Source organism: Longitalea luteola (assembly GCF_017356035.1).
Taxonomy (GTDB): Bacteria; Bacteroidota; Bacteroidia; order Chitinophagales; family Chitinophagaceae; genus Niastella; species Niastella luteola.
In genome coordinates this window covers 145,051-156,352 of sequence record NZ_JAFIQX010000015.1, presented here as the reverse complement: position 1 = coordinate 156,352, position 11,302 = coordinate 145,051, and the positions used below count along the sequence as shown (strand labels likewise).

The 11,302-nt window shown below is 46.8% G+C and carries 9 protein-coding genes and 2 tRNA genes; 3 read left to right on the top strand and 8 right to left on the bottom strand.

What is annotated here, in order from left to right; translation table 11 throughout:
* Nucleotides 1-24: 24 nt before the first annotated feature.
* Together JUB15_RS26525 and JUB15_RS26520 are read left to right on the top strand one after the other, a co-directional pair.
* Nucleotides 25-102: transfer RNA gene (locus tag JUB15_RS26525), tRNA-Arg, on the top strand.
* A gap of 105 nt (nt 103-207) precedes the next feature.
* Nucleotides 208-285 (top strand) — tRNA-Cys (locus tag JUB15_RS26520).
* Nucleotides 286-543: 258 nt separating this feature from the next.
* Here JUB15_RS26520 and JUB15_RS26515 read toward each other — a convergent pair.
* Nucleotides 544-3,000, bottom strand: a complete 2,457-nt coding sequence (locus JUB15_RS26515; RefSeq protein WP_207515686.1) for an ABC transporter permease — start codon at nt 2,998-3,000, stop codon at nt 544-546.
* A 234-nt stretch (nt 3,001-3,234) separates the two neighbouring features.
* On the opposite strand from JUB15_RS26515, the gene hemN reads away from it, so the two are divergent.
* Nucleotides 3,235-4,605, top strand: coding sequence for an oxygen-independent coproporphyrinogen III oxidase (gene hemN / locus JUB15_RS26510; RefSeq protein ID WP_207515685.1), 1,371 nt, complete (start codon nt 3,235-3,237; stop codon nt 4,603-4,605).
* Between the two features lie 286 nt (nt 4,606-4,891).
* On the opposite strand, the gene JUB15_RS26505 is transcribed toward hemN, so the two are convergent.
* Genes JUB15_RS26505 through ccoS form a run of 7 tightly spaced genes read right to left on the bottom strand, consistent with a single transcriptional unit; the run spans nt 4,892 to nt 11,145 of the window.
* Nucleotides 4,892-5,596, bottom strand: coding sequence for a sulfite exporter TauE/SafE family protein (locus JUB15_RS26505; protein ID WP_207515684.1), 705 nt, complete (start codon nt 5,594-5,596; stop codon nt 4,892-4,894).
* Nucleotides 5,597-5,616: 20 nt separating this feature from the next.
* The gene (locus tag JUB15_RS26500; protein ID WP_207515683.1) at nt 5,617-6,060 is read right to left on the bottom strand and encodes a FixH family protein; all 444 of its coding nucleotides are present in this window, start codon (nt 6,058-6,060) and stop codon (nt 5,617-5,619) included.
* A 40-nt stretch (nt 6,061-6,100) separates the two neighbouring features.
* A complete protein-coding gene (ccoG, locus tag JUB15_RS26495; protein ID WP_242696528.1) occupies nt 6,101-7,528 on the bottom strand; it encodes a cytochrome c oxidase accessory protein CcoG in 1,428 nt (475 codons plus the stop codon).
* A gap of 8 nt (nt 7,529-7,536) precedes the next feature.
* The gene (locus JUB15_RS26490; protein WP_207515682.1) at nt 7,537-8,643 is read right to left on the bottom strand and encodes a cbb3-type cytochrome c oxidase N-terminal domain-containing protein; all 1,107 of its coding nucleotides are present in this window, start codon (nt 8,641-8,643) and stop codon (nt 7,537-7,539) included.
* Between the two features lie 22 nt (nt 8,644-8,665).
* On the bottom strand, nt 8,666-8,824 hold the full coding sequence (locus JUB15_RS26485; protein ID WP_207515681.1) for a CcoQ/FixQ family Cbb3-type cytochrome c oxidase assembly chaperone: 159 nt from the start codon (nt 8,822-8,824) through the stop codon (nt 8,666-8,668).
* Between the two features lie 5 nt (nt 8,825-8,829).
* Complete coding sequence (gene ccoN, locus JUB15_RS26480) at nt 8,830-10,944, bottom strand: cytochrome-c oxidase, cbb3-type subunit I (RefSeq protein ID WP_207515680.1); 2,115 nt, start codon at nt 10,942-10,944, stop codon at nt 8,830-8,832.
* A 36-nt stretch (nt 10,945-10,980) separates the two neighbouring features.
* Nucleotides 10,981-11,145 carry a cbb3-type cytochrome oxidase assembly protein CcoS gene (gene ccoS, locus JUB15_RS26475; RefSeq protein ID WP_207515679.1) on the bottom strand — a complete coding sequence of 55 codons (165 nt, stop codon included), beginning with the start codon at nt 11,143-11,145 and terminating at the stop codon, nt 10,981-10,983.
* Between the last annotated feature and the right edge of the window lie 157 nt (nt 11,146-11,302).

Below are 11,302 nucleotides of genomic sequence, written 5' to 3'. Positions count from 1 at the left end.
ACACAATGTGAACCATAAGGTAACGGCGAGTTTAGCTCTACTGGTTTAGATCATCCCGACTGCGAGTCGGGAGGGTCGGCGGTTCGACCCCGTCAACTCCCACAGCGCTCACCGAAAGAGAGCAAAGAAACAGAAAGGTTCACAGCGATGTGAGCCTTTTTTTATTGAATGATCTTATTACGCACACAATGTGAACCATAAGGTAACGGCGAGTTTAGCTCTACTGGTTTAGATCATCCCGACTGCAAGTCGGGAGGGTCGGCGGTTCGACCCCGTCAACTCCCACAGCGCTCACCGAAAGAGAGCAAAGAAACAGAAAGGTTCACAGCGATGTGAGCCTTTTTTATTCCTTTCAAAGAATTACCGGGTGTAGTAGGATCGCTCAGTTGGTTTAATGCATCCCGACTGCAAGTCGGGAGGGTCGGCGGTTCGACCCCGTCAACTCCCACAGCGCTCACCGAAGCTCAGCGAAGGAGAGCAAAGAAACAGAAAGGTTCACAGCGATGTGAGCCTTTAGTTTTTTAAGTTGCTCCGATCGCCCTATCAATCGTTACGCAAGCTATTCACCGGGTTATCCAGAGCCGCCCGCACACTTTGCACACCAATCGTGACGAATGCTACGAACAGCAACAACATTGGCGCCGCTATAAAAACAAGCCAGCCGGGTTGAATATGAAAAGCAAAATTCTCCAGCCATTTACTGGCCAGGTAATACACGATCGGAATAGCGATCACTGCTGCCAGACAAACCAGTTTGATAAAATCACGGTAAAATAAATAGACGATACCCTGCGCCGAAGCGCCCAGCACTTTGCGGATGCCAATTTCTTTTGTCCGCAGTTTGATGGCATAAGTAGCCAGGCCCGTTAAGCCAAGGCAGGCAATAAATATGGCAAGTATTGTAAATAACCCGATGATATTGCCCAGCTGTTCATCTGCTTTGTATTGACGGTTAAAGAATTCATTCAGGAAAAAACGCTCAAACGCATTGCCCGGAAACAATTTATGATACAATTCCTCTATGTCTGCGAGGTTTTTCGACAGGTGAGTCGTTCGCATATTGATGGAAAAATACCCCCACTGGCCGAAGCCATTCAGATAATAAATGATAGGATCATAACCATCTTTCAACGATCGCTGGTGATAATTCTTCACGACGCCGGTCACTTCACTTTCAATTTCGCCGGCCCAAGTAGTAATATAAATGGTTTTATTCAGGGCCGCTTCGTTACTCGCAAATCCCAGTTTTTTAACTGTTTCCTCGTTGATCAGTACCTTGGTTTTCCTGGTCTTGAACATATCGACGGCCGCCCTTTCTGGCAGATTGCTGCCACAAGCCAGTTGCATTTGATAGGTAGGCAGAAAATGCTGATCAATTTCTACCAGGAAAGGCACAAAGCGAAGGTTCTTTTCCTCGCCTGCTTTTCTCACGCTGTTCCGGTCAAATATTCTTCGGCCAGGGATGTCAGAAGAAGGCGCCATATTCAGGACTGCCGGATTCTTTAACAACTCGTTTCTGAACGTATAGGTTTTGCTAATGAAAGTGGAATCAAACACGGCAGGCGCTTTCACGATCAATACCTGGTCCTTATTATATCCGAGGTGCTGGTTACGCATATACATCAGCTGTCTGAATACGATCATGGTGCCGGCTATGAGTAAAATAGACAATGCAAATTGAAAAGCCACCAGGCCTTTACGTAACAGGATGCCCCTATTGGAGCGGGTGAATTTGCCTTTCAGCACCAACGCCGGTTTGAACGCTGATAATATAAACGCCGGGTACACGCCGGTTTGTAATGCGCCGGTTATAAATACGGCACAAAAGATGAGTACAAACTGCCAACTATGCCAGATGCCTGATGATACAAAAGTGTTGCTGATCTTTTTACCTATAAAGCTATCGAACAGTGGCGTGCATGCGAGCACCAGGAGAATGGCTACCAGCAAAGCAATACTGTTGATAATAAAAGCTTCCAGCAGGAACTGCCGGGCTACCTGCCAGCGGCTTGCGCCTGCTACTTTACGCAATCCTACCTCGCGCGCCCGTTCCATCGATTTGGCGGTAGTCAAATTAATGTAATTGATCCAGGCTATGATGAGGATAAAAACGCCTAATACCGACAAGAAATAAACAGTCCTTTTATTACCAGGTGGTTCAGGTTCCATCCGGTAATGATCATTCAAATGTATATCCGCTAAAGGCTGAAGATGGAAATAGGACCTGAAATCGAACTCCTTCATAACAGCTTCCATATGCCTGTTGATAAAAGCCGGTAATTGAGCTTCCAGTTTACGTACATCAGCACCCGGCGTCAGTAATACATAATTATAGAACTCTGGCCAGGCCCAGTTACCCGGTTCAAAATTTTTATCCAGCGCAATGAGCATACTGAATTTAATATGCGAATTCTCCGGTACATCTTTACAAACAGCAGTAACGACTAATGGCTCTGTATTGATCTGAATTGTTTTACCCACCGGATCGGCATTGCCGAAATATTTTTTCGCCATTGTTGCTGTGAGAACAATAGATCCGGGCTTTTGCAGGGCAGTTGCAGCGTCACCGACAAGCAGTGGAAAAGAGAATACATTGAAAAAGGAATTTTCCGCAAAATAAAAATCCGATTCATTGAACCGTTTGGTTTGTCCGTCTTCATCGGTATATGATACTACAGCTGTTTTCAGAAAAACATTGGGCGGCACCAAACGAACATAGTCAACTACTTCAGGAAATTCGGCTTTCATGGCAGGCGCCACCGCGGGATGCGTAGCAGCCGTTGCACCCAGGTGGGCAAAGCTGCCTGAATAGGACATATTTATCCGGTACAGCCGGTCAGCATTTGTATGGAACTTGTCATAACTGCTCTCAAAATACACATACTGAAAAATAAAGAAGCCGGCCGCCATACCAATAGCGAGTCCAAAAATGTTTATGAGTGAATATACCTTTGAGCGAAACAAATTCCTGAATGCGACAGTAAGATAATTTTTGATCATGGATGTAGTATTTGGCTTGCCGTAATGCCAGTTACAGGTGCAATAAAACTGCCATACTAATAAACGATTAAATAGTAAGATCTTATGTATTGGCTGATAATGTAAGCTGTTCGAAAATGAACACTTGTTGTACGGTTTGTTAGGCTACCCGTTGTCTGCAAACACAGGGCGATATCACTTAATAGCATGATTTAGGTCATCTGTAAAAATAGCGGCAACTGCTAGTTTCGCTATATGGAAAGGGAAACTGTCAATTCTTTATTAGTCAAGAAATATAATCAGCCGGTACCAAGGTACACGAGCTATCCAACGGTTCCGTTCTGGAAAGAGCGGCTGAACGCTGATGAATGGACAACCAATTTTACAACCCGGTTCAATGAGTTGAATCATATCAACGGGATCTCCCTGTACATTCACCTCCCGTTCTGTGAATCGCTGTGTACTTACTGTGGGTGTAATAAAAAGATCACCACGAATCATAGTGTGGAAGGCGCTTATTTGGAGGCATTGGAAAAGGAATGGATGCTGTATCGGAAATTAATGAAACAAACACCGCTCATCCGGGAAGTTCATTTGGGCGGGGGCACACCGACCTTCTTTTCACCGGGCAGCCTGGAGCGGTTGATGAAATTTCTGTTGAAAAATACCCTTATCCATGCCCGCCATGATCTTAGTGTAGAAGGACACCCTAATAATACGACTACGCAGCATCTGAAAATGTTGCACTCCACTGGTTTCAGGCGCATCAGTTATGGCGTGCAGGACCTTGATCCTGCCGTACAACAGATCATTAACAGGATCCAGCCTTTTGAGAACCTGAAGGCGGCTACCGACAATGCGAGAACTGCCGGATTCCGGTCAGTGAATTTTGACCTGATCTATGGTCTGCCGTTACAAACCGCTGAAAGCATTGAAAGGACCATCAACAAAGTCCTGGAGCTACAACCCGACCGCATTGCATTTTACAGTTATGCCCATGTTCCCTGGACAAGCAAGGCCCAGCGGCTGTTCGATGAATCGCATCTGCCTGATGCGGAAACAAAACTCCAGCTGTATATAAAAGGAAAAGAATTGCTGATCAAAAACGGGTATGCCGACATTGGCATGGATCATTTTGCACTTCCTTCCGATGATCTGTATATAGCCTGGAAAGCCGGCCGCCTGCACCGGAATTTCATGGGCTATACCACGCAAAATACAGGGCTGCTGCTGGGCCTGGGCGTATCGTCTATCAGCGACACGGGTAATGCCTTTGCCCAGAACACAAAAACCCTGCACGAATATTATGAATATGTGAATGCAGGCCGGCTGGCTGTTCACAAAGGATACTTTTTAAGTGAACAGGATATTTCTTTCAGAAAATATATCCTCGATATCAGCTGCAAAGGCGAGACCTGGTTCAACAACGCCGACCTGCCTGTGCTGGAAGCACTCGTCTTCCCAAAACTGACTGCACTGGAAAATGACGGATTGATAGAATGGAACCACCTGTCCGTAAAACTTACTGTACAGGGTCATTATTTTATCAGGAATGTTTGCAGTGCTTTTGATCTCTACTTACACGAGGTTAACAGCCGGCAGCAATTATTCAGCAAGGCGATTTAACAGGTTTTGTATTTTTCGTAACTTAATAACATAATCTGTTGGTTATGTTGAAAAGTCCGGTTTTTGCAACCAGTGTTGTTACCATCTATCTGCTACTATATACTCTCTTATTCCAATTAGGCGCATCGAAAAACATAACGGCTGTTATGTTTTTCTTTTCGCCATTTTTAGTGATCTGGATGGCTATTACTATAATGAAATACGGAAAGTATTCGGGGGCTGACTTAAACGATAACGAAGAATGGGGCTATCAGGACGTTGATAAGAAGGAATTGTAAGAGATAGCTCAGTGGCAGGAGATAACCGGTTGTGGTGATCGGGCCATTACCGGGCTCACAAATGGAATGCCCAGGTTCAATCCTCTTAAAATAAGTAATACGGCCATTCCGGCGATTATAAAGGGCACTGCTTTTTTGAACTGCTGGCGCAGCGATAGCTTTATTCGAAAACCCAGGAAAGACAGGATCAGCATCGCGGGTAAAGTGCCTGCTCCAAAGAATGTCATGAACAACACGCTTTCGCCCATACTGCCTGTGCTCAATGTACCGGCAATGGCCAGGTATACCATTCCGCAAGGCAGTAAGCCGTTGGCCATACCCAGCAGTAGATAATGCGGTAAACGTGGTGATAGCAATAACCGGCCCATACCGTTTTGTATACTGCTATGAAAGTTTCGCAGCCAGCCGGGGCTGAATGGCCTTTGCTGGTAATAATAAAAGAAAGCAAGCAATAATATGATAACGCCCATGGCAATAGAGAACCATTGCTGAAAGCCGGCAATATAAATGCGCCGGCCCAGCCAGCCAAATAGAGCACCCAGGGCTGCATAAGTGATCACCCGGCCAGTGTTATACAAGATCACCGCTATTACCTGTTGTGTTCGCTGCAATCGATGCACGGGTAATGCCAGGGCCAGGGGACCACACATGCCCACACAATGGAAACTGCTTACCAGCCCGAGTAACAAACCTGCCATTGCTGCCTGCCACATAGAATATTGATATTACCTGGTTATTGAATGGTTACCGGTACCTCTGTGTAATACGATGTACCATTGGCCTGCCACTTTACCCTGGCTGTATAACGCCCGGGAATGAAAGACCGGCTGTTTATTACCTGTATGGCCTGCTCATTAACCTGCAAGGCTATTATTTTATCCTTCTTTGAATCGTCGGCACAGTAAAATAATATACTGCCTGTTACCGCCTGTTGCTGCATTTCGCCGGGCAATTGAATAATCAGCTGGTCGTTTGTACGGGTTATACTAGTACGGGTGCTCAGTTGATTGGCCCGGTACGCGCCGTCGATCACCTGCTGGTACTGCAATTCATCCTTGTAATATTCTTTCGATACCAGGTCGTAATGCGTTTGCATACTTTGAATGACCATATAAACGATCATACCGGCGAAAGCCAGAAATCCGAGTGTTAGTTTATGTCCCCAGTTGAAGGTCATAGTTTGTTATTTAATGTGAATGGTGAATGGTGGTCTACTATCAATCAGCAACCGGTCCCAGGAAATTGGTCCTGATCTCATCAATCCGTTCATCGCCGTTGTATAATCCGATATTGATTGGTAATTTTCTCGAATGGATACTATTCGCCGGTAATACTACGAAGAAGGTGCCGGCGCCCTGGCCTTCTTCTTTTACAGTGATGGCAGGCTGTTCTCCGATGATCTCGATCCTGCCGGGTATGCCTTCCAGCTTCAATTGCAACGGGACCTTTTCAATGGTCTTATTAGCCACTTTAATATTATACAGGTTCGAGATACTGTCGGTTCCCCGTTGCTGATACAACATGCCCGGCGTGCGTATAATGGTAGCATCTACGTCTTTCCTGGTATATAACAGGAAGCACAGAATAATAAGCAGGATAGCCAGCAGCCCGCTGTACAATTTCATTCGGCCGGTGTACTTCAATGGTTCCCGGCTCTCGATCCCGTTCTCAGATGCATAGCGGATCAAGCCCAGTGGTTTATTGATCTTTTCCATAACAGCATCACAGGCGTCGATACAGGCGGTGCAGCCAACGCATTCCATCTGTGTGCCATTGCGAATGTCAATGCCGGTTGGACAAACCTTTACACACTGCATGCAATCGATACAATCGCCTTTGTGCTGCAGCTCTTTTTTAGTGAACTTACTCCGCGGCTCACCGCGTTTATGATCATAGGCTACGATCATGGAATTTCGATCGAGCAGCACACCCTGCAGGCGGCCGTATGGACAAACGACCGTACACGCCTGTTCTCGGAAGAAAGCATATACCGCATAAAAGATCCCCGAAAAGATCAGGATCGAAAACAACCCGCCGATATGTTCAGTTACCGGTTCGGTTATTATTTTGCCCAGTGCTTTAACGCCGATGATGTATGCAAGGAAAGTATTGGCAATGATAAAGGAAAACAGGAAGAACAGCGCATGTTTGCCTGCTTTTTTGAATATTTTCCTGCCGGTCCAGGGTGCTTTGGCCAGTAATCTTTGTTCAGCAGCGCTGCCTTCGATGAAGTATTCGATCTTGCGAAAGAACATTTCCATGAAGATGGTTTGCGGACAAACCCAGCCACAGAACAGCCGGCCAAAAGCGGCGGTGAACAGCACAATGAACACAATAAAGGCGATCATGGCCAGGCCGAAAATGAAGAAATCCTGCGGCCAGAACACTTTCCCGAAAAGGATGAAGCGGGCCTTTGTTACATCAAATAAAAATAAGGGCCGGCCATGCACATATATAAACGGCAATGAAAAGAACAGGGTAAAAAAGAACCAGCTTATATAGGTGCGGGCCGAATACCATTTCCCCTTTGGTTGCTGCGCAAAGATCCATTTGCGTTTCCCTGAAGCATCGACGGTAGCGATGCGGTCGCGGAACGTCGATGCCTTGTCAGTTGAAACCGGGGCGCTATGTATTTCAGGTTCCAATGAGTGATCTATTTTGGAGTGGACAATGCTACTTTATTGGCAAGAGAATCAGTTTTAGCGTCGTTGGCAGCTTCTTCTTTATACAATTCACCCTGTTGTGCTTTGGCATTGGGCGGATTGGTGCCATGTATCGATTTGATATAGCTGGTAACCTGGGCGATTTGCACAGGCGACAGATCGTCTTTCCAGCTGCGCATGCCTTTTTCGGGCCAGCCGTATTTTATGCTTTTGAAAATAGCAGATAAACTGCCGCCATGTAACCAGTAATCATCGGTCAAGTTAGGACCAACGATCCCTTCGCCTGCTTTTCCGTGGCAGGCAGCACAGTTCTGGATGAATAATTTTTCTCCACTCGAAATTTCATTGGCCGCTGTCAGCAGCTGAACAGTATTTTCATCTACATTATTGGCTGACTTTTTCAGGTACTCGGCTTTTTGTTGTTCGGCCTCGGCCATCGCTATTTCCAGTTCCTGTCCGCTTAAAGGAGCAGTATGCGAAACGTGGTAACGCCACAGGTAAATGACTGCAAAGAAGATGGACACATAAAACCCGTACAGCCACCATGGCGGCAGGCGGTTATCCAGTTCGCGGATGCCGTCGTATTCATGCACCATGGTGATCTCGGCTTCCTGCTCAACGGGGCGGAATTTGTTCATTTTATTCCAGATGTTTACCCGCCGTTTTTGTGCAACAGCCGCTTTGGCCGCTGCCGCTTCCGGTGATCTTTCTTTGGAAAGGAAGACCCGCAGATAATGCAACAGCATAAATACAACCAGCAGCTCAATGGCAATAACGCCGGCCATACAATAAAAGGCAGTGGCCGATAAGCCGCCATAGGCATTACCTGTTTGTGTTATGGCGCCTGCTGTCTGGCTGTCCTGCGCAAAGAGCGGCGCAGCAAACAACAGTAAAATAATGGTAGTTGTGATGGCAGTGGCGTTGCCGTTCTTTTCTTGCGCTTTTTCTTTTTGTTGGGCGCTTTCTTTTTGCTGCTGGTAATAATAACCGGCAGCACCTGTTACCACATGGGCCAGTAAGCCAATGATCAACAAAAGTATAAGCATAATAATGATCATGGTAACAACGAAGGGATCATATATAGTTGATTCGGGCATATACAGAGTATTTAGGCTTTGTTTAGTCTAAAGGAATACGGCTGATGTCATAGATCAGTTTCTTATCGGCTTTGATCACCCAGACCAGCATAACGAGGAAGAACAGGCCAAATAAGGTAAACGATATCAGTGGGTAAATGCTTACACCGGTGATCTTTTCCAGGTAATGAATGAACTTCATGGTGTTTAATTTTTAGCGGTTCCTTTTATGTCTTTTCCCAGCCGCTGCAGATAAGCGATCAGCGCTACGATCTCTGCATCTTTGGGCGTTTCAATTTTATCCATTTTAAGGTTCAGGCGAATGCTATTGGCCTGTATAAGCAGGTTTTTATTAGCTACCTGGTCGTAACCTGCGGGGTAGGGCACACCCAGTTTTTGCATGGCCCTGATCCTGGCAGGGGTTGAAGCGGTATCAATTTTATTATCCAGCAGCCAGCCGTATGAAGGCATGATCGATCCGGGCGACATAATGCGTGGGTCCATCATATGGTTGTAATGCCAGCTGTCGGGATATTTGCCTCCTTCGCGCGCCAGATCGGGCCCTGTTCTTTTGGAGCCCCACTGAAATGGGTGGTCATATACAAACTCACCGGCTTTGGAATATTCGCCATAACGGGCCACTTCATCGCGGAAGGGGCGGATCATTTGCGAGTGGCAGGTATAACAGCCTTCACGCACATAAATATCGCGGCCATGCAGTTCAAGCGGGGTATACGGTTGTACGCTGGTTATGGTAGGAACATTGCTTTTCACCAGGAAAGTGGGTATCATTTCAATAGCGCCACCGATCGCTACAACGATCAAACTGAAGACCAGCAAGGTCATTGGTTTTTTCTCGATCCACCGGTGCCAGTGCTCGCGGCCGGTGCTGTGATGTGTTTCCAACGGCGCCGCTTCTGCTGCTTCATTGGCAATGAACTTACCTTTCGCCACCGTTTTATACAGGTTGTACACCATAATAAATGCCCCCAGCAGGTATAAGGCGCCGCCAACACTACGGGTAACATACATGGGGATAATATGGGTAACCGTTTCAAGGAACTGGAATTTCAGCTGGCCTTCCTCGGTGAATGTTTTCCACATTTGCGCCTGTGTAAATCCGGCCCAGTATAACGGTACTGCATATATCACAATACCGATGGTGCCCAGCCAGAAGTGGTTGGTGGCGAGCTTTTTTGAATACAGCGGAGTGCCCCACATGCGTGGAATGAGCCAGTACAGCATACCAAAGGCCATAAACCCGTTCCAGCCTAAACCACCAATATGCACGTGAGCGATCGTCCAGTCGGTGAAGTGGGAAATGGCGTTTACATTTTTCAATGACATCATGGGGCCCTCAAAAGTGGCCATGCCATAACAGGTAACAGCCACTACAAAAAATTTCAGTACGGGTTCTTCGCGTACTTTATCCCAGGCGCCGCGCAGGGTGAACAGGCCGTTCAACATACCGCCCCAGCTGGGGGCCAGCAGCATGATAGAGAAAACAGTGCCGAGCGATTGTGCCCAATCGGGCAGCGCCGTGTACAACAGGTGGTGCGGACCAGCCCAGATATAAATAAAGATCAATGCCCAGAAGTGGATAATAGAAAGCCTGTACGAATATACCGGGCGGTTGGCCGCTTTCGGCAGAAAATAATACATCAGGCCCAGGATCGGTGTGGTAAGGAAAAATGCAACCGCATTATGTCCATACCACCATTGCACCAGGGCATCCTGAACGCCGGCATACCAGCTGTAACTTTTAAGGAAGCTTACGGGTATTTCAAATGAGTTTACAATATGCAGCAGCGCTACGGTCACCCAGGTGGCTATGTAGAACCAGATGGCCACATACAGATGGCGCTCCCTTCTTTTGATGATGGTGCCGAACATATTAATGCCAAACACTACCCAAATGAGGGTAATGGCAATATCAATGGGCCATTCCAGCTCAGCATATTCTTTACCGGTGGTATAACCCAGTAACAGGGTGAGTGCACCGGCAATGATAATACCTTGCCAGCCCCAGAAATGAAGCCTGCTTAGTTTGTCGCTGAACATCCTGGCCTTACATAACCGCTGCAACGAATAATAAACACCGGTGAAAATACAGTTGCCCACAAAGGCAAAGATCACCGCATTGGTATGCACCGGCCGTAAGCGGCCAAAGGTAGTGGGGGCAAAATTCAGCGCGGCACCGGGCGCATAAAATTGTATAGCCACCCATAAACCAGCTATCATTCCCACGATACCCCACAGGGCCGTGGCGAATGCGAACTGTTTTACGATCTTATTGTCATAATGAAACTGCTCTACTTGCATATTGGAATTCTGATTTGAAAAGGTTAAACAGGGTAGTTATTTATCGGTCGTTGTCTTTGGCGGTGGGTTATCGAACAGGATGCGCTGTGGCGGAGAAAAATCATCATCAAACTGGCCATTGCGCACACTCCAGATAAAAGCGCCCAGGAAAATAGCGGCTACTGATATACTCGCGATCAAAAGAAGGACAATAGCACTCATAAAGACGGTTGATTTTTAACAGGGCAAAAGTATTTGTGCATCGCCCGCTGTTTAATGATATGACTCAAAGGAGGGACTGATTTTAATCATGCGGGGAGGTGAGCCACTCTTACCCTGGCGTCGATCAGAGAAGTGTGGCACACCTAACGATAAGGGA

Bases quoted from the DNA above. Each gene is read 5' to 3' on its own strand.
- JUB15_RS26515 (WP_207515686.1), bottom strand. From the start codon at position 3,000: ATGATCAAAAATTATCTTACTGTCGCATTCAGGAATTTGTTTCGCTCA.
- hemN (WP_207515685.1), top strand. From the start codon at position 3,235: ATGGAAAGGGAAACTGTCAATTCTTTATTAGTCAAGAAATATAATCAG.
- JUB15_RS26505 (WP_207515684.1), bottom strand. From the start codon at position 5,596: ATGTGGCAGGCAGCAATGGCAGGTTTGTTACTCGGGCTGGTAAGCAGT.
- JUB15_RS26500 (WP_207515683.1), bottom strand. From the start codon at position 6,060: ATGACCTTCAACTGGGGACATAAACTAACACTCGGATTTCTGGCTTTC.
- JUB15_RS26490 (WP_207515682.1), bottom strand. From the start codon at position 8,643: ATGCCCGAATCAACTATATATGATCCCTTCGTTGTTACCATGATCATT.
- JUB15_RS26485 (WP_207515681.1), bottom strand. From the start codon at position 8,824: ATGAAGTTCATTCATTACCTGGAAAAGATCACCGGTGTAAGCATTTAC.
- ccoN (WP_207515680.1), bottom strand. From the start codon at position 10,944: ATGCAAGTAGAGCAGTTTCATTATGACAATAAGATCGTAAAACAGTTC.
- ccoS (WP_207515679.1), bottom strand. From the start codon at position 11,145: ATGAGTGCTATTGTCCTTCTTTTGATCGCGAGTATATCAGTAGCCGCT.